This window comes from Rhizobium laguerreae (assembly GCF_002008165.1).
Taxonomy (GTDB): domain Bacteria; phylum Pseudomonadota; class Alphaproteobacteria; order Rhizobiales; family Rhizobiaceae; genus Rhizobium; species Rhizobium laguerreae.
In genome coordinates, this window is record NZ_MRDM01000029.1 from 19547 (window position 1) to 40936 (window position 21390).

At 59.7% G+C, this 21390-nt stretch carries 28 protein-coding genes and 3 pseudogenes; 17 read left to right on the plus strand and 14 right to left on the minus strand.

Annotated elements, in window-relative coordinates; all coding sequences use genetic code 11:
- Nucleotides 1-211: 211 nt before the first annotated feature.
- The 7 genes from BS630_RS38570 to BS630_RS27430 form a co-directional block, all read right to left on the minus strand.
- Nucleotides 212-715 carry an MFS transporter gene (locus tag BS630_RS38570; RefSeq protein ID WP_312876050.1) on the minus strand — a complete coding sequence of 168 codons (504 nt, stop codon included), beginning with the start codon at nt 713-715 and terminating at the stop codon, nt 212-214.
- Nucleotides 706-1374 (minus strand): MFS transporter, encoded by a 669-nt coding sequence (locus BS630_RS38575; protein WP_342588093.1) that lies wholly within the window; start codon nt 1372-1374, stop codon nt 706-708. Before BS630_RS38575 ends, BS630_RS38570 begins: the two co-directional genes overlap by 10 nt.
- Complete coding sequence (locus BS630_RS27405; RefSeq protein WP_245310515.1) at nt 1371-2183, minus strand: DeoR/GlpR family DNA-binding transcription regulator; 813 nt, start codon at nt 2181-2183, stop codon at nt 1371-1373. Before BS630_RS27405 ends, BS630_RS38575 begins: the two co-directional genes overlap by 4 nt.
- 608 nt (nt 2184-2791) lie before the next feature.
- Nucleotides 2792-3271 (minus strand): hypothetical protein, encoded by a 480-nt coding sequence (locus tag BS630_RS37125; RefSeq protein WP_158081432.1) that lies wholly within the window; start codon nt 3269-3271, stop codon nt 2792-2794.
- A gap of 268 nt (nt 3272-3539) precedes the next feature.
- Nucleotides 3540-3686, minus strand: a complete 147-nt coding sequence (locus BS630_RS38815) for a sunset domain-containing protein (protein ID WP_441004823.1) — start codon at nt 3684-3686, stop codon at nt 3540-3542.
- 450 nt (nt 3687-4136) lie between these two features.
- On the minus strand, nt 4137-4373 hold the full coding sequence (locus BS630_RS38195; protein WP_077979898.1) for a hypothetical protein: 237 nt from the start codon (nt 4371-4373) through the stop codon (nt 4137-4139).
- Between the two features lie 145 nt (nt 4374-4518).
- Complete coding sequence (locus BS630_RS27430) at nt 4519-4701, minus strand: DUF3606 domain-containing protein (protein WP_077979899.1); 183 nt, start codon at nt 4699-4701, stop codon at nt 4519-4521.
- Between the two features lie 335 nt (nt 4702-5036).
- Here BS630_RS27430 and ku (BS630_RS27435) point away from each other — a divergent pair, with 335 nt between their 5' ends.
- From ku (BS630_RS27435) to tnpC, 6 genes are all read left to right on the plus strand, one after another.
- Nucleotides 5037-5942, plus strand: coding sequence for a non-homologous end joining protein Ku (gene ku / locus BS630_RS27435; RefSeq protein ID WP_077979900.1), 906 nt, complete (start codon nt 5037-5039; stop codon nt 5940-5942).
- An 11-nt stretch (nt 5943-5953) separates the two neighbouring features.
- On the plus strand, nt 5954-6766 hold the full coding sequence (gene ku / locus BS630_RS27440; protein ID WP_077979901.1) for a non-homologous end joining protein Ku: 813 nt from the start codon (nt 5954-5956) through the stop codon (nt 6764-6766).
- A gap of 4 nt (nt 6767-6770) precedes the next feature.
- The gene (locus BS630_RS27445) at nt 6771-7034 is read left to right on the plus strand and encodes a hypothetical protein (RefSeq protein WP_003548525.1); all 264 of its coding nucleotides are present in this window, start codon (nt 6771-6773) and stop codon (nt 7032-7034) included.
- A 356-nt stretch (nt 7035-7390) separates the two neighbouring features.
- On the plus strand, nt 7391-7774 hold the full coding sequence (gene tnpA / locus BS630_RS27450; protein WP_025393257.1) for an IS66-like element accessory protein TnpA: 384 nt from the start codon (nt 7391-7393) through the stop codon (nt 7772-7774).
- Complete coding sequence (gene tnpB / locus BS630_RS27455) at nt 7771-8124, plus strand: IS66 family insertion sequence element accessory protein TnpB (RefSeq protein WP_077979902.1); 354 nt, start codon at nt 7771-7773, stop codon at nt 8122-8124. Before tnpA ends, tnpB begins: the two co-directional genes overlap by 4 nt.
- Nucleotides 8125-8193: 69 nt before the next feature.
- A complete protein-coding gene (gene tnpC / locus BS630_RS27460) occupies nt 8194-9780 on the plus strand; it encodes an IS66 family transposase (RefSeq protein WP_077979903.1) in 1587 nt (528 codons plus the stop codon).
- A 91-nt stretch (nt 9781-9871) separates the two neighbouring features.
- On the opposite strand, the gene BS630_RS27465 is transcribed toward tnpC, so the two are convergent.
- Nucleotides 9872-10420 carry a GNAT family N-acetyltransferase gene (locus BS630_RS27465; RefSeq protein ID WP_158081433.1) on the minus strand — a complete coding sequence of 183 codons (549 nt, stop codon included), beginning with the start codon at nt 10418-10420 and terminating at the stop codon, nt 9872-9874.
- A gap of 292 nt (nt 10421-10712) precedes the next feature.
- On the opposite strand from BS630_RS27465, the gene BS630_RS27470 reads away from it, so the two are divergent.
- Nucleotides 10713-11156: a hypothetical protein gene (locus BS630_RS27470; protein ID WP_051449384.1), complete on the plus strand. Its 444-nt coding sequence runs from the start codon at nt 10713-10715 to the stop codon at nt 11154-11156.
- Here the strand turns inward: BS630_RS27470 and BS630_RS27475 are convergent.
- Nucleotides 11153-11377, minus strand: a pseudogene (locus BS630_RS27475) (transposase domain-containing protein); the annotation flags it as partial. The gene BS630_RS27470 and the pseudogene BS630_RS27475 overlap by 4 nt on opposite strands.
- Nucleotides 11378-11683: 306 nt before the next feature.
- Here BS630_RS27475 and BS630_RS27485 point away from each other — a divergent pair.
- The 3 genes and pseudogenes from BS630_RS27485 to BS630_RS27490 all read left to right on the plus strand — a co-directional run.
- Nucleotides 11684-11863, plus strand: coding sequence for a hypothetical protein (locus BS630_RS27485; protein ID WP_025393262.1), 180 nt, complete (start codon nt 11684-11686; stop codon nt 11861-11863).
- Nucleotides 11850-12014: pseudogene (locus BS630_RS37480) on the plus strand (recombinase family protein); the annotation flags it as partial. The gene BS630_RS27485 and the pseudogene BS630_RS37480, both read left to right, overlap by 14 nt.
- Nucleotides 12011-12715: pseudogene (locus BS630_RS27490) on the plus strand (IS3-like element ISRle4 family transposase); the annotation flags it as partial. The pseudogenes BS630_RS37480 and BS630_RS27490, both read left to right, overlap by 4 nt.
- A 341-nt stretch (nt 12716-13056) precedes the next feature.
- Here the strand turns inward: BS630_RS27490 and BS630_RS27495 are convergent.
- Nucleotides 13057-13239: a hypothetical protein gene (locus BS630_RS27495; protein ID WP_003548476.1), complete on the minus strand. Its 183-nt coding sequence runs from the start codon at nt 13237-13239 to the stop codon at nt 13057-13059.
- Nucleotides 13240-13309: 70 nt separating this feature from the next.
- On the opposite strand from BS630_RS27495, the gene BS630_RS27500 reads away from it, so the two are divergent.
- On the plus strand, nt 13310-13951 hold the full coding sequence (locus tag BS630_RS27500; protein ID WP_077979905.1) for an alpha/beta hydrolase family protein: 642 nt from the start codon (nt 13310-13312) through the stop codon (nt 13949-13951).
- A 45-nt stretch (nt 13952-13996) separates the two neighbouring features.
- Here BS630_RS27500 and BS630_RS27505 read toward each other — a convergent pair whose 3' ends face one another.
- The 3 genes from BS630_RS27505 to pcaQ are packed head-to-tail and all read right to left on the minus strand — an operon-like array spanning nt 13997 to nt 16164.
- Nucleotides 13997-14668: an RES family NAD+ phosphorylase gene (locus tag BS630_RS27505; RefSeq protein ID WP_077979906.1), complete on the minus strand. Its 672-nt coding sequence runs from the start codon at nt 14666-14668 to the stop codon at nt 13997-13999.
- Nucleotides 14665-15186 (minus strand): MbcA/ParS/Xre antitoxin family protein, encoded by a 522-nt coding sequence (locus BS630_RS27510; protein ID WP_077979907.1) that lies wholly within the window; start codon nt 15184-15186, stop codon nt 14665-14667. Before BS630_RS27510 ends, BS630_RS27505 begins: the two co-directional genes overlap by 4 nt.
- Before the next feature lie 57 nt (nt 15187-15243).
- Entirely contained in the window at nt 15244-16164 is a 921-nt protein-coding gene (gene pcaQ / locus BS630_RS27515) for a pca operon transcription factor PcaQ (protein ID WP_077979908.1), read from the minus strand.
- 95 nt (nt 16165-16259) lie between these two features.
- Between pcaQ and pcaD the strand changes: the two genes are divergently transcribed.
- The 5 genes from pcaD (at nt 16260) to BS630_RS27540 (ending at nt 20088) form a co-directional block, all read left to right on the plus strand.
- Nucleotides 16260-17069: a 3-oxoadipate enol-lactonase gene (pcaD, locus tag BS630_RS27520; protein WP_077979909.1), complete on the plus strand. Its 810-nt coding sequence runs from the start codon at nt 16260-16262 to the stop codon at nt 17067-17069.
- The gene (gene pcaC, locus BS630_RS27525) at nt 17066-17470 is read left to right on the plus strand and encodes a 4-carboxymuconolactone decarboxylase (RefSeq protein WP_077979910.1); all 405 of its coding nucleotides are present in this window, start codon (nt 17066-17068) and stop codon (nt 17468-17470) included. Before pcaD ends, pcaC begins: the two co-directional genes overlap by 4 nt.
- A gap of 9 nt (nt 17471-17479) precedes the next feature.
- Nucleotides 17480-18229 carry a protocatechuate 3,4-dioxygenase subunit beta gene (pcaH, locus tag BS630_RS27530; RefSeq protein ID WP_077979911.1) on the plus strand — a complete coding sequence of 250 codons (750 nt, stop codon included), beginning with the start codon at nt 17480-17482 and terminating at the stop codon, nt 18227-18229.
- Nucleotides 18230-18231: 2 nt separating this feature from the next.
- Nucleotides 18232-18843, plus strand: coding sequence for a protocatechuate 3,4-dioxygenase subunit alpha (pcaG, locus tag BS630_RS27535; RefSeq protein WP_077979912.1), 612 nt, complete (start codon nt 18232-18234; stop codon nt 18841-18843).
- 198 nt (nt 18844-19041) lie between these two features.
- A complete protein-coding gene (locus BS630_RS27540; protein ID WP_077979913.1) occupies nt 19042-20088 on the plus strand; it encodes a 3-carboxy-cis,cis-muconate cycloisomerase in 1047 nt (348 codons plus the stop codon).
- Here the strand turns inward: BS630_RS27540 and BS630_RS27545 are convergent.
- On the minus strand, nt 20085-20474 hold the full coding sequence (locus BS630_RS27545; protein WP_183594607.1) for a helix-turn-helix domain-containing protein: 390 nt from the start codon (nt 20472-20474) through the stop codon (nt 20085-20087). The genes BS630_RS27540 and BS630_RS27545 overlap by 4 nt on opposite strands.
- 135 nt (nt 20475-20609) lie before the next feature.
- On the opposite strand from BS630_RS27545, the gene BS630_RS27550 reads away from it, so the two are divergent.
- Nucleotides 20610-21377 (plus strand): SDR family oxidoreductase, encoded by a 768-nt coding sequence (locus BS630_RS27550; RefSeq protein WP_077979915.1) that lies wholly within the window; start codon nt 20610-20612, stop codon nt 21375-21377.
- The last annotated feature ends 13 nt before the right edge of the window (nt 21378-21390 follow it).

Sequence of the window (21390 nt, forward strand, 5' to 3'; positions counted from 1 at the left end):
CGCGCTGGATGCCAAGCTCCGCAGCAAGTTTTTGCAACCCGGCCGCGGGCGTGTCGGCACCATCACTCGTCGGCATTTCCTCTTCCCGGTGACCTTGCGATCTGAACACTAATGCTAATGGGCCAAGCAGCGAGACGACCCGATCCGATCAGCTATGCTAATTTCGCGTTCTTAACGAGAACCAACGACTCTCAGGTGGGCTTTATCGTGGTCAGGACCTCGCGGTGACCGTTTTCGCAAGCATGGGAATCACGAATAGCAGAGCGGCCAGGAACCAAAACGCGTTCGGCAGGCCAGTGTGATTGGCGACAAAACCTACGGCCGCAGGGCCGATAAGGATACCCGCGTAGCCCATTGAAGTCACCGCGGTAATAGCGAGATTTGCCGGCATCGCTTTTTGCGCCCCTGCCAAGCGGAAGAAGACCGGAGCCACGTTCGAACTTCCCAGACCGATCAGCACGAACCCCGCCATGGCACCCAGATAGAACGGTGAGGCAAGCACCACCGCAATCCCGGCGACAGCCACCAGCCCACCGACGAAGAGAACGCTGAAATCTCCGAACTTTGCAGTCACGCTGTCGCCGATCAGGCGGCCGGCTGTCATGGCGATCGCAAACATCATATATCCAAGGCCACCCTGCTCAGGCGGCACACGGCCTTCAAGCGTGAGCAGCAATGCACCCCAATCGAGTATCGCGCCCTCGATCAGAAACATGATGACGGCCAGACTTGCGAGCAGAACCACAAATCCGTGGGAGTTACGAACAGAGGCGCATCGTCCTGTGCACGGGTTTCCAGCATGCGGGAAGCCGCCAGGACCGTGGCAACGAGCATCAGTGCCGTGCCTATCAACGCGGATGCCAGCAGGCTTGCTCCCAACGTCATGGCAAGTGTCATGACTGATGCACCAAAGAAGCCGCCGATGCTGAAGTGTGCATGGAACCCGGACATCAGCGGGACACTGTCCAGTTTCTCGACTTCGACGGCGTGGATGTTCATCGCAACTTCCAAGATACCAAGAAATCCACCGAAAAGTGCCAGGGCAACACCAAGGGTCAGAGGAGTGTTTGCAATAGCAAGAACAGGAAGAAGAACCGCCACCCCGAGGCCTCCTATGACGACAATGGGCTTGGTCCCAGTTCGCGAGGTGATAGGCCCGGCTGCAAGCATTGCAACGACAGACCCGAGACCCAAGCACAACAAAAGGATGCCCAGGACCGCCTCGTCTACGTTCAGGCGCTCCTTTGCGAAGGGTACCATAGGTGCCCAACAGGCGATGCTGAAGCCAGCGACAAGGAAGGCTAAGCGTGCGGCCACGCGCGGTGAATTGGCCAACAAAGTCATGGGATTATTTACTTTCCTTGTCGGGTTCATCTGGAAACGACGGGACGGTCCGAATTTTTCATCAGGCTGTATCCAGCTGTCACCAACGCGTCTCTATCAGTTGGGGAAAATTCGTTGCCGACGATCAGGATGTCGATCTCGGAGCCTGTCGCAACCACATGCGGAGCTCGATCGTGAAGTTTGTCGATGGTTACCATGACGACACTGATCGAGCTTCTCCTTATTAGAGTCCGTTTGAAAATGCTGTCAGCAAAATCGTGCACAGAGAGTCCGCTCGATGGGGATATGGCGCACGCTCCGATGAAGCATCTGTCGATGTTCAGCCCTTCAACCAGCGCTACAGCTGCGGCGTCAACGCACCCTCCAACGACTGGACTGACGTCGCCACCGACCATCATGAGTGGCAAATCACCACGCGAGAAGATCTCAGCCGCGATATGAATCGAGTTCGTCGCCACGGTAATGTTCTTGTCCTCGGGCAGATACTGAACGATCGCAAGATTAGTACTGCCGGAGTCTAAGAACAGGTACTCGCCCTCCTGAACCGTCCCCGCGGCAAGCCGCGCAAGGTTCGACTTTTCCACGGTAGCCACGCTCAATCGCGCGGCCATGGAATGAGGCTTGGAAACCGGAGGCAACGCACCTCCATATACCCTTCTGCAACGGCCTTCCTCCGCAAGCGCTCTAAGGTCTCTGCGCACAGCGTCCTCCGACACGCTGAACTCTGCGGCGAGTTCCGCTGAGACAACCGGTTGGCCATTTGCCAACCGGGCGCTGATATGGTCACGACGTGATAACGCGAAAACGGGCTGCATGCCGGCTATGTATTTGGAATCCAATCGTGCGTCAATATGCACTAATGTGCACAACTTGACGAATCTTGGCTATCTGTGTCGTCTTTTTGGCCAACAACGAGCGCAAACAAGCGCACATCTGCATTCAAGACTCCAGCGAAATCGGTGCATTGGCCGCGCCGAGCCGGCACTTCCGGAGGATGAACAAGGCGAAACGTCAGTTCTCTTCAGTGGAAGGCGGCGACCAATCCATCCGGCACCGTGTTGCGTGGAATGAACTGCTCGGCGATCCATCAAGGGGAATATGTCTACGATTGGAAGAGACGCGGTCTGATCACATTCAGTGCGAATTCATCGAGCTCAGCCCGATCTGATTTGGCCCGTCAATGCACTGAGCTCGAAGTTGGCGCATTTACGCGCGTGGCGGCCAGCCCGACGTAACTGCCGATCAGAACGGTCGCCATCTCCTCCCTGCTGATGTCGAAGGCGGTCCGTGAATGATATCGGTACTGCGAGGTGGAGTGGGACGATCAAGCGTCCTCGTTTTTATGTGATGCCGCCATCGATGCCGGCCAAGAGCGGGTGGACGCCGATGAAGTCGCCGTAGACGAAGGTGCCGGCCGACGCAATTACATGCTCACCAACCGTAGCTCTTACGCAAATCGCTCAAGCATTTTACGAAGTAGCTCGTTTTCTGAGAGCAGCGATTTCCGGTAAACAGCCTCTTGTGCATTTCCTTGGACGCGCGCGTTGCCTTCGTCCTGTGCGCGAGCAATCCTCGCATGTGGAAGCGATGCATTCCGGCGGCCCCAAGCCGTTCCAACCACCTGTGGCGCTCTTGGCTTCGACAAACCAATTTGCTTACGCGGTATGCCAGTGGTTCCGGTTATCTCGACGGCCGAATATACTTCGTCCGTTGATGAAGGGGCCTGCTGAATGGCGGGGCTGTTGGCCGGGATGGATGCCACCACCTCCAGTTCCGTTAACGCCATTCCGGTTTGCGCAATTCGCTCGTCCAGCTCTCGTATCCAAGCTTCGTATTTCTCTCGCCAGGGACTGCCATCGGGGTGCGAAGCTAACTTTGTTACGGCCAACCGGCGTTGATCTCGATATAGTGCTAACTTGAATTTCATGTGACCACCTGCTCTCAAACGACATCTAGCCGATTCAGAACATAAAGTGAACATATCTCAAACTGTTTCAACTTCAGTTTGCCCCTATTGCACCGCTTCGCGCTCCGCCTTGCAAAAATACGCCTCGCGCAGATCTCGTTCGCCTGACGATGCTCGCGGCTCTTGGAAATAATCGACGTCAAGGGAGTACATCTATTATCCAAAGCGTTTTCTCGCCCCCGGCCAATGACAAGAGTGCCACTCGCTGCAGGCACCGCCTCCGCGACCGTCATCGTCCAGCTCGTCGCCATCCAGCCGAACGGGCATCCGCTTCCGAGCAAAACCAGCGTTCGCCATACTCGGATCGGATGATGGTCGCTTCGTAATCCTCTTGGCCTTTGACGTGGTAAATCTTGGCTCCCGAACCAATCGACACATTACCCTTGATGTCACAGGCAGGGTCGTAAACTCGCGAGGCAGAAGAGTGTAGCCGCCAGAGCCGAGAAAGGCTGCGGTCGAAGACGCAATTACAAGAAGTGAAAACTTGCTCATACGTTTTTATCGCAGAGATTGTTTTATTTTCGGTCTTTGCATTACTTAAAGTTGTAGGAACTCACCATCTGGTCGCTTGCACCTGCGCTTCCTAGAGCGCGTCCACCGAGAGCTAGACCGATGGTTCCCGAAACTGAAGGACCAGTCCGATACCTCGGGCATGTTCTGGCGGTACATCGCTCTGAAAGCGGCGACCAATCCATCCGGTACCGTGGTGCCTGGAATGAGCTGCTCAGCAATCGATCAAGGCGAATATGTCTACGACTGAAAGAAGACGCGGTCTGATCACATTCCGTGCGAATTCGTCGAGTTTAGCCCGATCTGATTTGGCCTGTTAATGCATTGAGCTCGAAGATGGCGCGTTTACGCGCGTGGCGGCCAGCCCAACGTAAGTGCCAATCAAAACGGTCGCCATCTCCTCAACCGAGCGACAGCCCTCGTTGTAGAGTTCGATTGCGGCATCACACAAGAACGAGGACGCTTGATCGTCCCACTCCACCTCGTAGTGCCGATACCATTCACGGACCGCCTTCGACATCAGCAGGTGGTCGTTCTCAATGCACTTGGACATGCGTTACCCCAGACATGGAGGCGGCAGGCCTGCGTGGCTATGACTGCTTCGTTACGATAGCGGCGTCGCCATGAACCCAGACTAGGAAGACAGGACACCCCCGTGACCTGCCTCGTCCGTGGACAGAGCAACGTCGTTCGGCCGTCTAACGGCGGTCAATCTCAGCCTCGACCTTCTTCCTCGAGTTTCCAGCGTTCTTCACGGCCTTCGTGACGGCATCTTTCGAGACGCCCTCCTTCTTTGCTTCGTACTTGACCTCGTGATCCTGGCCGCCGGCCACGCGGGCTCGATCCTGTGCGCGGCCGCGGGATGTCGGTGTCTGTGCCATCGGGCTTCTCCTTCGAATGAGCGTCCGCATTAGAAACTCACAACGATTCCGGTGGTTCCCGGGGCGATAGTGGATGATGATGCTGCTTAAAACGGCTGCGGAATTCCCTAAGCGGTGCGCGCGCATGGTGCTGGAGGAAGCAGGTTGCTGTGGCTCTCGAACTAAACAATCTCCACGGCTTTCCACTACTGCCGGGCGCAATTCGATGAGCGGAGACGGCGGAATCAATTTGGGAGAGAAATTCCGTAAACTATTGAAAAATGATTCGTTTTGTGTCGGAACGAATCACCCTGACACGTCTTTGAGTCGCGGATTAGTGATTCGGAGTATTTGTCATGCCGTCAGGACAGCGTGCGCAGTGGAAAGGCTTTCTGAAGTTCGGCAAGGTAAGCTGCGGCGTCGCTCTCTATACGGCAGCCTCGACCAGCGAGCGCATCACCTTCAACACCATCAACAAGGCCACGGGCAACCGGGTCAACCGCATCTTCATAGACAGCGAGACCGAGGATCCGGTGCCGAAGGAAGCCCAGACCAAGGGCTTCGAGATCGAGAATGGCCAGTACATCATCATCGATCCCGAGGAAATTTCCGCCGCGATCCCTGAGAGCAACAAAACGCTCGAGATCGAAGCGTTCATCCCGTGCTCCGACGTCGACGACGTCTACTTCGACAAGCCGTACTACCTCACGCCCGACAAGATGGGCGGAGACGCGTTCGTGGCTCTCCGCGATGCGATGAAGAAGTCGATGGTCGCGGCCATCGCCCGCACCGTCCTATTCCGTCGCATGCGTACGGTGCTGATACGGCCGCACGGCAAGGGCCTGATCGCCAGCACGCTCAACTACGACTACGAGGTTCGTTCCTCCGAGAAGGCTTTCGAGGAGATGCCCAAGCTCAAGATTAAAGGCGAGATGCTCGATCTCGCCAAGCACATCATCAGCACCAAGAAGGGCGAGTTCGATCCGGCGACCTTCGATGACCGCTACGAAGCCGCCCTCGCGGATCTGGTGAAGGCGAAGCTGGAAGGCAAATCACTTCCAAAGCCGAAGAAGGTCCAGGTCTCGAAGCCCAACGATCTGCTGGCCGCGCTCCGCGAGAGCGCAGGTTTGATGAAGGCCGCTGCGGACAAACCGAAACGCACTGCCGCCAACGCTAACACTGGGACCGGAAGGCAGCGCGCCGCGCGGGCGGCAGCAAAGTCCGCCGCTTCAAAGGCTGCCCCGCAGCGCAAAGCCAGCTAGGGAGATAGGTCATGGCTCCGAAATATTACTGGAAAGGCTATCTCAAACTCTCCCTGGTCACCTGCCCCGTTGCGATGACCCCGGCCACGAGCGAAAGCGAGAAGGTTCGCTTCCATACACTCAACAAAGAGACGGGCAACCGCGTCGTCTCCCGGTACATCGATTCCGTCACGGGCAAGCCAGTCAAGGACGAGAACGAAGCCAAGGGCTACGCTCGCGGGGAGAACGACTACGTTATCCTCACCGAGGACGATCTGGATGCCGTTGCGCTCGACACGGTGAAGACGATCGACATTGACAAGTTCGTCCCGGCCGACAGCATCGAGTGGATCTACCTTGAGAAGCCACATTACCTGATGCCGGACGACGCCGTCGGCAACGAGGCATTTGCGGTGATCAGGGATGCCATGAGAGCCGACAAGGTTTTCGGCGTGTCAAAGCTCGTGATGGGCCGCCGAGAGCGGGCGGTCGTCCTGGAACCGCGCGGCGAAGGCATCGTGCTCTGGACGCTGCGTTTCGGCGACGAGGTTCGACCGGAGGAGAATTACTTCGAGGAAATCGACGAGCAGGCCGATCCGGATCTCATTCCCCTTGTGCAGCAGCTTATCAAGAAGAAGACCGCGCGTTGGTCTCCGGACATGGTGAGTGATCCAATCCAGGAGAGCCTGCTCAAGATCATCGCTGAGAAGAAGAAGGCGCTGAAGCCGAGAAAGGCGGCGAAGGGGAAAGCGGCCGAAGCCGCTCCGAAGTCCAATGTGGTCAGCATCATGGACGCGCTCCGCAAGAGCGTCGAGGCAGATCTCAAAGGTAGGAAGTCAGGATAGTCAGATGCACTTGCTGGAAACGAAGATTGTTCACGAGACAACCGGATGGCGGGTAGACTTTGTCGGCGACGACGGCGAAGCGGTGTCGATCAAGGTCGCGGACGGTCACGCTGCAAGCGAAGACGAGGCCATTGAGCGTGCGAAAGAGGTCATGGTTCAGTTGACGGCATATGGCACGCGTGGCGGCGGCCGGAGCATCAACCCGTACGATGCCGCCAGCAATGGAAACTTTGACGACGACGAGCCGTTGCTGGATACCTGGCACTGATCCGCCCTGAGCAACTCCAGCCTCTCAGGCAAAAAAAGGCCGTGGCGATACCGCACCGACCTTGCTCATGATCGCCTTCGTACCAGTGCCAGTACATCCGTGGTCAAAAGCATTTCAGCGATGTGGCCTTGCGAGCAAAGAAATTCAGTGCTCATGACCTTGCCCCGTTGAAATAATCCATTTTGAAGTAAGCTCTGGCCGTAACCGATGTTTCAGACCCACATTGTCTTGAGCCAGAGCCGTTGCTATCGGGAATTGCTCCTATATGCTCTGTAACCGGTGTGCTGACCCCACATTGTCTGCTGTCGCCTGATCTGTGATCGACCTTCCATGGATGAGCTATAAGGAGTTTCTCCATGGAGACTACACTGGAGTTTCTCACAACCGGGAAGCCTGGACGTGAGGTTCACCGACATTGGCCTGATAAGGTCAAGGCGAAGATTGTTTCGGAAAGCTTGAGGCCTGGCACGACTGTCAATGAAGTTGCGCAGCGCTATGGATTGCGAGCCAACAGCCTTTCCACTTGGCGAACGATGGCGCGGCAGGGCAAACTGATCCTGCCAGAGCCGGAGGATGCGGTAGAGTTCGCGACGGTCATTGTCGATCCGCCTGTTTCGGAACCGCCGCCTAAAACGGTTGGTCGCCCCGAGATCGTCCTCGGTCCCGTCACCATCCGTCTTGAGGAAGGTGCGTCTGCCGCCCGGATCGCCGCCATCGCGCGTGCCTTGGCCACGCCATGATCTTTCCATCGAACCGAGTGCGGATCATGGTGGCAACAAAGCCGGTCGACTTCCGCAAGGGTCATGACGGATTGTCGGCGCTGGTGAAGAACGAGTTGCACAAGGACCCATTCACCGGAACGGTCTTCGTGTTCCGGTCACGCAAGGCGGACCGGTTGAAGCTGATCTACTGGGATGGCTCCGGGATCGTCATGGCCTACAAAAGGCTGGAACAGCACACGTTCACTTGGCCAGGCATCAAGGATGGATTGATGACGCTCACCCACGCCCAGTTCGAAGCGCTGTTTGCGGGTCTCGATTGGCGGCGGGTTCATGCCGTCCAGACGAGAACCCCGGAGACCATCGAATAGCTGCGGCACGATGACTCAGAACTGTAAATTCCAAAGGCAAATCGGCGGGGGATTTGGTAGGTTCCGGCCATGCTTGATGCCGCCGATCTTCCCGATGATGTTGCTGCTCTGAAGGCGATGCTGATCGCGGCGCAAGCACGTGAGGCAGCCAAGGACTTCGCGATAGCGAGCAAGGACGAGCACATCGCTCGTAAGGACGAGCGGATAGAGCGGCTTGAGAAGCTGGTTGCAGCATTCAAGCAGGCAGCCTTCGGACGCAAGTCCGAGAAGACCGATCCCGACCAGTTCGATCTGGCACTGGAAGACCTGGAGACGGCGATTGCTTCCATCCATGCCGAGGATGAAGCGGACGCTCCCACTGGAGACAGGATTGCCAAGCCACGCGCGATCAATCGCGGCTCCCTTCCAAAGCATCTTCCGCGTGTCGAAGAGGTGATCGAGCCGGACAGCCTGATCTGCGGCTGCGGCGGTTGCCTGCATTGCATTGGCGAGGATGTTTCCGAACGACTGGACGTGATCCCAGCACAGTTCCGTGTCATCGTCACCCGTCGCCCCAAATATGCGTGCCGTGCTTGCACAGACGGTGTCGTTCAGGCTCCGGCTCCAGCACGGCTGATCCAGGCGGGGCTGCCGACGGAAGCGACCGTCGCCCATGTCTTGGTTTCCAAATATGCCGATCATCTGCCGCTTTATCGGCAGGCGCAGATCATGGGCCGCCAGGGCATCGATCTCGACCGCTCAACACTTGCCGACTGGGTCGGTCGGGCAGCCTATGAGCTGGGGCCTGTCTTCGATGCGTTGATTGCCAACCTGAAGCGCTCGACCAAGCTGTTCATGGACGAGACCCGTGCACCGGTGCTCGATCCCGGCTCCCGCAAAACCAAGACCGGATACTTCTGGGCTCTTGCGCGAGATGACCGCCCTTGGAATGGCGGCGCTCCACCAGGCGTGGCCTTCACCTACGCTCCCGGTCGCGGCGGGCTTCATGCCGAACGTATATTGCAGGGCTTCTCCGGCATCCTGCAGGTGGATGGCTATGCCGGATACAACAGACTGATTGCACCAGACCGTATTGGTCCAGACATCCGCCTTGCCTATTGCTGGGCCCACGCCCGTCGCAAGCTGGTTGAGATCACCCGCAATGGAACAGCACCGATTGCCGAGGACGGCGTCAGGCGGATCGGTGAGCTGTATCGGATCGAGGCCGAACTGCGCGGCCATGATCCGGACACTCGACTTGCTGGACGGCAGGAACGATCAATGCCACTGGTCGCCGACATGCAGGCGTGGCTCGTCCATCACCGCGCCCGCGTCGCGACCAAATCCCCGCTTGGCGAGGCTTTGGCCTACATCGCCAAATACTGGGATGGTTTGAAGCTCTTCCTGACCGACGGCCGCATCGAGATCGACAACAACGCCGTCGAGCGGACCATCCGGCCGATAGCCCTAAATCGCAAGAACGCACTCTTCGCAGGCCATGACGTGGGAGCGGAGAACTGGGCAACCATCGCCTCGCTCATTGAGACCTGCAAACTCAATTCCGTTGAACCGCAGGCCTATCTGGCCGCCACCCTCACCGCCATCGTCAATGGTCATAAGCAGGATCGGATCGATGAGATTCTGCCGTGGAATTATTCGGGACGAACAAACGGCTGAGGTCTGCGGTCGGCCCGAAGCGGTCATTGCAGGAGCGGACTCGTCTGAGGTGGGATGGAAAGGCGACAGTCCGCTTTTCCGAGTTTAAGGCCTAGCTATCCGACATCCATATTGTCTTTTCGGCAACATACAGCATGTGCATCGCGCTCGGGTCGGTCGGCAGATAATCGGGATGAAGAAATTCGCCGCCCTCAACTCTCGTCATCCCCAGTCGCTGCATTACAATTTCAGAACGCTTGTTCGCCAATGCGGTAAAAGCGTAAACGCGGGGCACATCCAAGGTGCTAAATGCATAATCGAGAACCGCGCGAGCTGCTTCGGTCGCATAACCCTTGCCCCAATAGTCGCGACCAAGTCGCCATCCCACCTCTAAAGCCGGACCGAATGGAAAAACAGCTCCGAGCCAATGCAGGCCAACTGCGCCGATCAACGAGCCGTCATCGATACGCTCGGCAGCCCAGAAAGTTGGCTCGCCGCCTTCGGAAAGACGCGTCAGTTGGTCAACAACATCGCTGGTCTCAGACGCAGTCTTCGTGCCGCCGAGGAACAGCATTACGTGAGGATCAGCATGGATTACGCTCAGCAAGGGCTTATCCGCCTCTCGCCAATCCCTCAGCTTCAACCGGTCTGTTTCAATCATTCTTTCCCTCATAGCGAACAGGCTTATCCCCGCTGCCACAATATCATCGTGCCCTCCGCAAGTCCCATTCTCAATTTATCAAGCGGCAGCTTTTGGGACTTCCCACGGATTGAATGACCGGAACCGCGTCAGGAATGGTCTTCCATGAACGGTTCGAGGAGGTCCGCAATTGGCTCATTCTTGCCACCAATGTCGTAGCGGCATTTTTCGGAATGGCAAACCGAGCTTGGTCAATGTGCGAGGAAAACACCGCTTACTATGCTCTGTTCGCGGCAAGAGATTCAGATTTCAGATGTCCAGAAGAAACCAGTTTAACGGGATTTGCCACGACATCCTCGGAACGTTTGTTAGCCGGTACAACGATCACGATGGTTATTGGTCCTTGGGCCAGTACGTTGCGCTCCTCGAACGTCTAGGCGAAAGCCAACTTCAGCTCACGCTGAGGGACGCGACTGAGGCTCCTGACAATCGCGTCATCGCTGCGTCAGAGAAGTATTATCGAGGCGCGGTTCTGCGAATGATGGAGGCCAATTCAATGCCGCAGGTGTGGCTCGCGAATGCAACCATCAAGGTTTCCATCGTTGCCCCAGCCAAGGTCGCTTGCGAAATTGAAATTGTTTCTGATCTCGGCAGGACCTACCGCAGCGAGCGCACCATAACTGTTCGGCCTCATGACCCCGTCATTGAGCTGCGGAGAACAGATAGATTCGGCCCTTCCAACCAAAAAGGCCGCTAAACTTGGGCTGCTTTGTTCATCCAATTCCACGGCAATAGGTCGGCGATCTGGCTTTGCTTGTGGCCGTTCACGATGGCGGTGAGGATACTCGTCAGATACGCAAACGGCTCGACGGCATTGAGCTTGCAGGTCTCGATCAGCGAGGCGACGGTCGCCCAGCTCTCGGCCCCGGCGTCGTGCCCGGCGAAGAGAGCATTCTTCCTGTTCAAGGCCATCCCCCGTTCATTCTGCCCATGTCGGCGATGAAGTCGAAGTTCATTATCGCTGGCATCCGTATTTCGGCCAAAAGGTGTCTGTTCGGCGCGTCGAAGAACGAGCGACAGGTCGGTTTTTGAAGGTTTTGGGACCGACAGGTGTCGTGATCGCGATTTCGGGGTGGATGATTGATCCTGTGGTGTGCCGCGGCATGACCATGGGAACGGCGTGCGTCGATCTTGCGGCGCTGATCGAACTGAACAGACTGGTCTCAGGCGGTGCGAAGGCGGCACTCTTCTGAGGTGAACATAGAATCACTCAGGAGGAAGATGATGAGATCCCGCAACACGCTGGTGCCGGCGTCGGGCCGGCAGCTCGACCTGATATTCAAAACCCGCACGCTCGACGGACTGAGCGACAAGGATCGCAAGAAGGCGATATCAACACTGGCTTGCCTGCTGATGCAGGCGGCCGGTCTGGCCGTCGAGGAGCTCAACGATGACCAGCACTGATCTGATTCCGACAGCGCTACTTGAACGCAAGGCCGTCGTTTACGTTCGGCAGTCCACTCAGTCACAGGTGATGACCAATCTGGAAAGCCAGCGACGGCAGTATGATCTTGTTGACGTCGCACGACAGCGCGGCTTTCTCGACGTTGAGGTCACCTCGTGAACCACAAGAGGCTCTTCCGGCTCTATCGGGAGGAGAAACTGACGGTGCGCAAGCGCGGCGGTCGCAAGCGAGCGATAGGCACGCGAGCGCCGATGCTGGTTCCGATGGTGGCCAATGATCGTTGGTCGCTAGACTTCGTGTCGGATCAGTTCACCGATGGGCGCAGATTGCGGATTCTGACCGTCGTCGATGATTGCACGAGGGAGTGCCTGGCGCTCGTCGCCGATACATCGCTTTCCGGTCTTCGCGTCGCACGGGAGCTTGACCGGATTATCGAGGTGCGCGGCAAGCCGAGGATGATCGTCAGCGACAACGGCAGCGAGTTCACCAGCAACGCGATCTTGCAATGGGCGGACCGGACCAAGGTTGACTGGCAATACATCGCGCCTGGAAAACCGATCCAGAACGCTTTTATCGAAAGCTTCAACGGGCGGCTGCGAGACGAGTTCTTGAATGAAACTCTGTTCTCGTCGCTTGCTCATGCCCGGTCTGCGCTTTCAAACTGGCGTAGCGATTACAACGATCAACGCCCGCATTCAGGCCTTGGCTGGCTGACACCGGCCGAATTCGCTCAGACACTCAACCCGCGACGTGATGCGGTGCTGCGCAGCCGAAATGGCTCCGCACCGCAACCCGCCGCTACCGAACCAACAACAGCAACCAAAAACCGCTGGAGCGAACTCAAAACTGGATGGGCAAGGTCAGTCGGCTTGCGGAGGGGGCAGATTTGTCAACGTCCCGAAACGCAAAAACCGCCCCCTCAGATGGGAGCGGTCAACATTTATGTTTGAACTGGTTGCGGGGGCACGATTTGAACCTGCGGCCAGGTAATACCAGGATGGCCACGAGGGCTGGAAAGCAAAAAGGGCGCTCGACCCTTGCGGGGAGCGCCCTTATCCTGTCGGACACGAGCAGCTCGACGACGTCGATACCGCGCGCATCCATTTTTCAGGCAGGACGGGTATATGGACCCTTTCGGCCGGGGTTTCAAGAGGCGGTTCCGCGGTTCTACACGATAATCGACCATGGTCGATCAGGAGGCGACCCCGGTGATCGGATTGACCACGGGTCGTTCGCTTTTGTCCCTGACCCCAGCCGGCTGCACCACAGGCGGCGCCATCGATTCCGCGTCGGCGGGCTCCGGTTTTTCTGGAACGGCGCCGACATCCTTGGGTCGCCGCTGCTCGGGCTTTACGTTTTGATCGTTCGTCGACATTGTCGGTCTCCTTTCAAGGAAGAAGTCACGGCCGTCGACATGGTTCCGGCGATGGGATGGAGGATTACCGATGCTTGACCGGTTTCTGCTGCAGGGGCCACAGGATGCCCGCTTCACGATCCTTCTGGCCCATGGCGCCGGCGCGCCGATGGATTCGGCATCGATGACATCAGCGGCAAATGCACTAGCCGGCGTTGGCTTCCGTGTGGCCCGCTTCGAATTCGCCTATATGGCCGCCCGCCGCACCTCGGACGGTCGTAAACCGCCGCCGCGCGCCGAAACGCTCAATCCCGAATACGAGGCGGCCGTTGCCGAGCTCGGCGTCAGCGGCCCTTTGATCATCGGCGGCAAGTCGATGGGCGGCCGGGTCGCCAGCATGGTCGCCGACGATCTTCATCGTCAGGGAAAGGTCGCCGGCCTGCTCTGCCTCGGCTATCCCTTCCATCCGCCCGGCCAGCCGGAGAAGCTGCGCACCGGCCATCTCACAGGGCTGACGACGCCCGCCCTGATCTGCCAGGGAACACGCGACGAATTCGGCACGCGGGACGAGGTGCCGGGCTACGATCTGTCCGACAGGATCGAAATCCTCTGGCTCGAGGACGGCGACCACGATCTCAAGCCGCGCAAAACCATCTCCGGTTTCTCCAGTGCCGATCACCTGTCCATGATGGCGAAGGCGGCGAAGGCATGGGCCGAACGACTGCCGGTTTGAGCATCACCATATCCCCGGCACGGCAGGCGTCTGCGGTTGCCGTTGTCAGGCTGCAAGCTTCCTGACATCGATGCGCCGGTCGGTGGCGGACACGGTGATTTCGAAGTGGTCGGCCTGCACCACGCCCTGAATATTGCGCGGCCGGTGGGCGACGATCGCCATTCCACCTCTCAGCCGGACACTATCATAGAGGATACCGGCACCGCCGGTCGAACGCACCTCTTCTCCCAGCACCTGCGACGCCGCATAGCTCGTGCCGTCATAGACATCCGGCCGTAGCGTCTGCTCTCCGCGAATGTCGAGGTAGTTACCAAACAGGGTGGCCGCGTAGCTTCGATAGGTGCGCGCCATCGTCGCCACCCCGCGCGCGATGGCCTCGCGCCTGAGATGATGGCCGACCTCGGCGGCGGCCGTCTTGAGATCGTCGGCTGCGTACCAGGCGCCGAGATCGGGGCCGTTGAAACGCATTCCTCCCGGCGCGACATGCAGGAATGCCGCCATGACAATGCTGGCATTGGCGACGCCATAAACCCATTGGTCCTCGGGAAGCCGTTGGATGCGGTCGGCGACGAGCCGGTCGTTGGTCCAACCGACGAGCTCCATCACGGCTTGGAGATCGGCCGCCCGCGTCACCGTCTCGAAAAGCCCGATCGGCGGAAATTGCGACGGGATCAGCCGGTATGACGGACGCGGCGCCTCGGCAAATCGATCCCTCACCGGAAGACGATGTCCGCATCTTTGTAAGGTGTGAAGGCTTCGTCGAGCATATTCGGCTGCATGTAGAGGCCGCCGCGGGCGCCGTCGAGAAACCGGCGTACGGTCATCAACCCGTCCTGGGTCCCGTTCGTCACGATATCAAGCGGCGGATGCCCGCCGAAAACCGGCGCCTGGTGCGGCGTGCGCAGCCAGGCGACGCCAGCGCGTTCATTGGAAAACAGCACGCCGAGCGCCTGATGGATGCCAAGAACGGCCGAGATGCGGGTCAGCGTATCGACATCGAGCGTGAAACCGCCGTGCTCGCGCGCCTGTTTGGCCCAATTGTGGTAGGTCGACCGGGATGGATAGCCGAGCATAAGCAGACGCTGCTCCTCGCTCAGCCCCCAGAGATCGGCGATCGCCAGAAAGGTTCGCAGGGCCGGGGCGCTCAGCCTCTTGCGGTTGGCCGGAGCAAACCGCTCCATGTCCAGCCGCTGTGGCCCCTGGTCCTCCCGTTGCTCCCGTCGCGCATGCTGCATGAAAGCCTCCTGTATTGAATTAGACATAGTCCAAATCTGGGCATTCACCAAGCGAATTTAAAGGGTCGCCTCGCCTGCCGCCTCGCGGATCGTCTGCATCAGGATCGATTGCGGCAGCGACGGCACTGCATCGGCGCGCATCGTCAACCCGACCGGCCCCTTGGTCTCGCCGGTATCGACCGGCAGAAGCGCCAGCCGCCCGTCGGCGACATCGCCGGCCACCACGCCGTAGGAAATGATCCAGATCGCATCGCTTGCCCTGAGGAATGCGCGGCCGAACGAATCCGACACCGTCTCGATCTGGTTCGGCAGGCTGGAGACGCCGTTGGCGATGAGGAAATTTTCCACCACCGGCCGGATGATCGAACCCCGCGTCGGCATCAGCACCGTGTAGTCGCCGAAGCCCGCAAACGGCGATTGCCGCCCCTCGAGCAGCGGATGGCTGGCGCGCACGGCAAACACCACCTGCTCGGAATAAAGATGTTCGAAGGAAAAGCCCGCCATCTTCTCGGCGCCGGCCAGACGTCCGACGACGAGGTCGAGGTCGCCGACGTGAAGCTGCTCCAGCAGCACCGCGTTCTCGCCGGTGACGATCTTCACCCGGCTCCAGGTCTTTTCCATGAGGAAGAGTTCCATCGCCCGCGGCATGATGCGCGATGACACCGTCGGCAGCGCGCCGATCCGGATCGGCGGCGCATCGGAAAACTGCTCCTGCGACACAGAATCGAGACCCTGGCGCAGCGCCGTCAGCGCCGCACCTGCGTGGCGCAGGAAGACCTCGCCGTAGCGGGTGATCTTGATGCCGCGGCCATCGCGCTCGAAAACACCGACACCGAGCACCTGTTCCAGTTCGCGGATCGTCTTGGTGACCGCAGGCTGGCTGACATGCAGCAATTCGGCGGCCTTCATGACGCTCTTTTGCCGCGCCACCTCGACAAAGGTTTGCAGATGGCGGAACTTGACCCGGCTGTCGATCATCGCTCGCATAACTCCAGGGTTATCGAAACGCCAATAAATATCATTTTACTTAACCGGATCAACCAGTCAATTTCACAATTCAGGAGGAGAGTGACGTGCAATTCGCCCGCATAAACGACGTGACGATCCATTATCAGATCATTGGTGCCCCTGCCGACAGGCCGGTAATCGTCTTTATCAACTCGCTGGGCACCGATTTTCGCATCTGGCGCGACGTCGTGGTGCAGCTTGCCGGCGAATTCGCCATCGTGCTTTACGACAAGCGCGGCCACGGCCTTTCCGATGTCGGCCAGCTTCCGTCATCGATCGAGGACCATGCGACGGATCTCGCCGGACTTCTCGATCTGCTGTCGGTCAAGGATGCCGTCATCTGCGGCCTCTCAGTCGGCGGCCTCATCGCCCAGTCGCTCTATCACCGCCGGCCGGATCTCATCCGCGCGCTCATCCTCTGCGACACCGCCCACAAGATCGGCACGGCGGAGAGCTGGGACGCCCGCATCGCCGCCGTCGAGCAAAACGGCATCGCCAGCATCGTCGACGCGGTCATGGAGCGTTGGTTCACGCCCGCCTTCCGCCGGCCCGAGAGCACCGCCTATGCCGGCTATTGCAACATGCTGACGCGCCAGCCCGTCGAGGGCTATGTCGCCGCCTGCGCCGCGATTCGTGATGCCGACTTCACCGAGGTCGCAAAGACGATCACCGTCCCGACGATCTGCATCGTCGGCGACCAGGATGGCTCGACGCCGCCCGATCTCGTGCTTTCGACCGCGAAGCTGATCTCCGGCGCCCGCTATGAAGTGATCCGTGATTGCGCGCACATTCCCTGCGTCGAGCAGCCCGACGCGCTGACGGCGATCATCCGCGCCTTCCTCACATCCATTCCGCCTGGAGAAGTCAGCCCATGAATGAAACCGCGTCCCCTTCCGAGCGCTATCGCCAGGGCATGGCGACCCGCCGCGCCGTGCTTGGCGATGCCCATGTTGACCGCGCCGCCACCACATCGACGGAGTTCGACCGCCCTTTCCAGGAACTGATCACCGAAGCTGCCTGGGGCCATGTCTGGTCGCGCCCGGCACTGACGAAGCGCGAGCGCTCGATGATCACGATTGCTCTGCTTGCGGCGCTTGGCCAGGACGACGAGGTCGCCATGCATGTGCGCGCCACCGCCAATACCGGGGCGACCCGCGAGGATATCTGCGAGGCGCTGCTGCATGTGGCGATCTATGCCGGCGTTCCCGCCGCCAATCACGCGATCAAGATCGCAAAGCAGGCTTTTGAACAGATGGACGCCGAAAAAGCGGCCTGAGGGAGGAACATGTCCGAACGACCGAACCGCAAGCCCGAGACCGGCGGCTTCTTCGCCCGCGACCGCGCCTGGCACGCGCCGGCGCTGACGCCGGGCTACAAGACCTCCGTGCTGCGCGCGCCGCAGCGCGCGCTGCTGTCGCTCGACGGCACGATTTCCGAGACCACCGGCCCAGTCTTCGGCCATTCGATGATCGGCGAACTCGACAACGACCTGATCCTGAACTACGCGCAGCCCGGCGAAAGTGCGATTGGCGAGCGCATCATCGTCCATGGCCGCGTGCTCGACGAACGCGCCAGGCCGGTTGCCGGCGCCTTGGTCGAGTTCTGGCACGCCAATGCCGGCGGCCGCTATCGCCACAAGAAGGAAACCTATCTGGCGGCGATCGACCCGAATTTCGGCGGCTGCGGCCGCGCCATCACCGACGAGGATGGCCGCTACCATTTCCGCACCGTCCGCCCCGGCGCCTATCCCTGGCCGAACGGCATCAACGATTGGCGTCCCGCCCATATCCATTTCTCGATCTTCGGCCATGGCTTTGCCCAGCGCCTGATCACCCAGATGTATTTCGAAGGCGATCCGATGATCTGGAAATGTCCGATTGTCGGCACCATCCCCGACAAGGCGGCGATCGAGCAGCTGATCGCGCCGCTCGACTGGGGCAACACCATCCCGATGGATTCACGCGCCTATAAATTCGATATCGTGCTGCGCGGCCGCCGCTCGACGATGTTCGAAAACAGACCGGAGGGCAACTGACCATGCAGCAGCTCGGCTACCTCAAGGAAACCCCGTCGCAGACGGCAGGCCCCTATGTGCATATCGGCCTGACGCCGAATTTCTGCGATATCTTGGGTGTCTACGACACCGATCTCGGCATCGCGATGGTCAACGACAAGACGCTCGGCGAACGCATCACCGTCACCGGCCGGATCTTCGATGGCGCCGGCGCATTGGTGCGCGATGCGGTCATCGAGATCTGGCAGGCCGACAGCGCCGGGCTCTACAACAGCCCGTCGGAAATGCGCGGCGCCGCCGATCCCAATTTCACCGGCTGGGGCCGCTGCCCGACCCGCGCCGAGGACGGCGTCTACAGCTTCGAGACGGTAAAGCCCGGCCACGTCCCCTTCAAGGACGGCCGCAGGCAAGCCCCGCACATCACCTTCTGGATCGTCGCCCGCGGCATCAATATCGGCCTGCACACGCGCATGTATTTTCCGGAAGAGACGGAGGCCAACGCCGCCGACCCGCTGCTTTGCCGCATCGAACATCGCGAGCGCGTCGCAACGATGATCGCCACCCGCGACGGCGCGACCTGTCATTTCGACATCCATCTACAGGGTCCGAAGGAGACGGTGTTTCTCGATATCTGAGGGCGGGCCGCGCAAGTCGCTTGTTCGCAGAGCTCCGTGCAAGTAGCCTCCCGCTCACCCTACCCTCTCCCACGGCGGGAGGGGACGTGCCACGAGATCACCTGCCCATAAAGCGCGGACGCCGCCTCGGGTCCCTTCTCCCCGCTGGAAAGTGGCGGCAGCCGGATGAGGGGGCCACCACCACGAACCGAGACGATCATGACCGCATTGCCCTTCGATCACCCCTTCCTTTCCGGCCTGCTCGGCGACGACGAAATCGCGCCCTATTTCTCCGCAGAGGCGGATATACGGGCGATGCTCTCCTTTGAGGCCGCGCTCGCCAGGGCCGAAGCCGCTCATGGCCTCATTCCTGCCGAAGCCGCAAGGCGCATCGCTGAAACTTGCGCTGCCTTCTCACCCGATGTCTCCAGTCTTCGGTCGGCAACAGCAAGGGACGGTGTCGTCGTTCCCGACCTCATCAAGCAGCTGCGCGCTGATGCCGGCGAGGAAGCGGCAAAAAGCCTGCATTTCGGCGCGACCAGCCAGGATGTCATCGATACCAGCCTGATGATCCGCCTGAAGGCCGTCGTCTTCTTGTTTGCCGGCCGGCTTTCCACCATCGCCGCGGGGCTCGATGCGCTCGACGGCCAGTTCGGCCGGAACAAGCTGATGGGTCACACCCGCATGCAGGCGGCGATCCCGATCACCGTCTCCGATCGCCTCCGCGCGTGGCATGCACCGTTGACGACCTATCGCGACCGCCTGACCGAGCAGAGTTTTCCCGTCCAGTTCGGGGGTGCGGCCGGCACGCTGGACAAGCTCGGGTCGCAGGCAGCAGCCATCCGGGCCTCGCTCGCCCAGGAACTCGGCCTCACCGATGCACCGCAATGGCAAAGCGGGCGTCTGCCGATCGCCGACATCGCCGGCCTGTTCGCATCGATATCGGGCAGTCTCGGCAAGATGGGGCAGGATATCGCGCTGCTTGCCCAGGCCGGCGATGAAATAGAAATATCGGGCGGCGGCACCTCGTCGGCGATGGCGCACAAGCAAAACCCCGTTTCCGCCGAGGTCCTCATCTCGCTCGCGCGCTTCAACGCCACTCTTCTATCTGGCGTCCACCAGTCCCTCGTGCACGAACAGGAACGCTCGGGTGCAGCCTGGACGCTCGAATGGCTGCTGCTGCCGCAAATGACGATGGCGACCGCCGCCAGCCTGCGGCTCGCCGGGGAGCTGATAAGAAATATCAGGAGACTTGGAAAGGCCTAGTTCAGAACCTGAAGCCCGTGCTTTCGCACGATCGAGAGCAGCTTCAGCGCTATCCCGCTCGGCCGCTTGGCGCCACTTTCCCACTTCTGCACGGTGGATAGGCTGGTATTGAGATATCGGGCGAAAACCGGCTGGCTGACGTGATTGCTTTCCCGCAGTGCCTTGATGGCCTCGGGACCAAGCGCGCGCGGCGAAACCAGGCAGCTATCATCGAAGGAGCGCATCGTTTCCTTGTCGATGGTTCCTATTTCATGCATAGCCTTCGCGGGCGTGTGAATCGCCTCGAACGAATCGCTCTTGTACTGAATGCTTTTTGCCATGTTCGATCTCCAGACGCCGCCTAGATCATCGGCCTTGCCTTCCGCGACCTGCCTGATAGCTTTCAATAATTCGGAATCCGATATTCGCGCTTTGCGACCCGCCTTGGTAACCAGCCGGTTTTTGAAAGCGTTCCACCATGCCTGGAAGTAGCACCCGGTGCTATGTTTTTCAAGTTGACCTCCTAAGATGAGAGCAGCCTCTTGACCTTCCCCCTCTTTGATCTCTCCGGCCGCCGCGCCCTCGTTACCGGCTCCAGTCAGGGCATCGGCCGCGCAATGGCGGTCGGGCTTGCCGAGCATGGCGCTTCGATCATCATCAACGGCCGCAACGCGCAGAAGGCGGAGGCGGCAGCCGAAGATATCCGTCGCAGCCATCGCCACGCCGTCAGTGCCGCCTTCGACGTCACCGATGCGGAGGCGAGCCGCACCGCCATCGCCTATATCGAGGCGGAGATCGGCCCGATCGACATTCTCGTCAACAATGCCGGCATGCAGTTCCGCACACCACTGGAGAACTTTCCGGTCGACAAATGGGACGAGATCTTCAAGACCAATGTCTCCAGCCTGTTCTATGTCAGCCAGCCGGTCGCCCAGGCGATGATTGCTCGCGGCCGCGGCAAGATCATCAACATTGCCTCCGTCCAGGCCGAACTCGCCCGTCCCGGCATCGCGCCCTATACCGCGACAAAGGGCGCGGTGAAGAACCTGACGCGCGGCATGGCGACCGACTGGGCGAAATATGGCCTGCAGGTCAATGCGATCGCGCCCGGCTACTTCCGCACGCCGCTCAACCAGGCGCTTGTCGACGATCCGAAGTTTTCCGCCTGGCTGGAAACCCGCACGCCGGCCGGCCGCTGGGGCGAGGTCAAGGAGCTCGTCGGCGCCGCCGTCTTCCTCGCCTCGGATGCTTCTTCCTTCGTCAACGGCCATATGCTGACGGTCGATGGCGGCATCACCGCCTCGCTCTAGAACCGGATGTCGT

Excerpts from the sequence above, each read along its gene's own strand:
- BS630_RS38570 (WP_312876050.1), bottom strand. The coding sequence starts at position 715 with ATGTTTCTGATCGAGGGCGCGATACTCGATTGGGGTGCATTGCTGCTC.
- BS630_RS38575 (WP_342588093.1), bottom strand. The coding sequence starts at position 1,374 with ATGAACCCGACAAGGAAAGTAAATAATCCCATGACTTTGTTGGCCAAT.
- BS630_RS37125 (WP_158081432.1), bottom strand. The coding sequence starts at position 3,271 with ATGAAATTCAAGTTAGCACTATATCGAGATCAACGCCGGTTGGCCGTA.
- BS630_RS38195 (WP_077979898.1), bottom strand. The coding sequence starts at position 4,373 with ATGTCCAAGTGCATTGAGAACGACCACCTGCTGATGTCGAAGGCGGTC.
- BS630_RS27430 (WP_077979899.1), bottom strand. The coding sequence starts at position 4,701 with ATGGCACAGACACCGACATCCCGCGGCCGCGCACAGGATCGAGCCCGC.
- ku (WP_077979900.1), top strand. The coding sequence starts at position 5,037 with ATGCCGTCAGGACAGCGTGCGCAGTGGAAAGGCTTTCTGAAGTTCGGC.
- ku (WP_077979901.1), top strand. The coding sequence starts at position 5,954 with ATGGCTCCGAAATATTACTGGAAAGGCTATCTCAAACTCTCCCTGGTC.
- BS630_RS27445 (WP_003548525.1), top strand. The coding sequence starts at position 6,771 with ATGCACTTGCTGGAAACGAAGATTGTTCACGAGACAACCGGATGGCGG.
- tnpA (WP_025393257.1), top strand. The coding sequence starts at position 7,391 with ATGGAGACTACACTGGAGTTTCTCACAACCGGGAAGCCTGGACGTGAG.
- tnpB (WP_077979902.1), top strand. The coding sequence starts at position 7,771 with ATGATCTTTCCATCGAACCGAGTGCGGATCATGGTGGCAACAAAGCCG.
- tnpC (WP_077979903.1), top strand. The coding sequence starts at position 8,194 with ATGCTTGATGCCGCCGATCTTCCCGATGATGTTGCTGCTCTGAAGGCG.
- BS630_RS27465 (WP_158081433.1), bottom strand. The coding sequence starts at position 10,420 with ATGATTGAAACAGACCGGTTGAAGCTGAGGGATTGGCGAGAGGCGGAT.
- BS630_RS27470 (WP_051449384.1), top strand. The coding sequence starts at position 10,713 with ATGTCCAGAAGAAACCAGTTTAACGGGATTTGCCACGACATCCTCGGA.
- BS630_RS27485 (WP_025393262.1), top strand. The coding sequence starts at position 11,684 with ATGAGATCCCGCAACACGCTGGTGCCGGCGTCGGGCCGGCAGCTCGAC.
- BS630_RS27495 (WP_003548476.1), bottom strand. The coding sequence starts at position 13,239 with ATGTCGACGAACGATCAAAACGTAAAGCCCGAGCAGCGGCGACCCAAG.
- BS630_RS27500 (WP_077979905.1), top strand. The coding sequence starts at position 13,310 with ATGCTTGACCGGTTTCTGCTGCAGGGGCCACAGGATGCCCGCTTCACG.
- BS630_RS27510 (WP_077979907.1), bottom strand. The coding sequence starts at position 15,186 with ATGCAGCATGCGCGACGGGAGCAACGGGAGGACCAGGGGCCACAGCGG.
- pcaQ (WP_077979908.1), bottom strand. The coding sequence starts at position 16,164 with ATGATCGACAGCCGGGTCAAGTTCCGCCATCTGCAAACCTTTGTCGAG.
- pcaC (WP_077979910.1), top strand. The coding sequence starts at position 17,066 with ATGAATGAAACCGCGTCCCCTTCCGAGCGCTATCGCCAGGGCATGGCG.
- pcaH (WP_077979911.1), top strand. The coding sequence starts at position 17,480 with ATGTCCGAACGACCGAACCGCAAGCCCGAGACCGGCGGCTTCTTCGCC.
- pcaG (WP_077979912.1), top strand. The coding sequence starts at position 18,232 with ATGCAGCAGCTCGGCTACCTCAAGGAAACCCCGTCGCAGACGGCAGGC.
- BS630_RS27540 (WP_077979913.1), top strand. The coding sequence starts at position 19,042 with ATGACCGCATTGCCCTTCGATCACCCCTTCCTTTCCGGCCTGCTCGGC.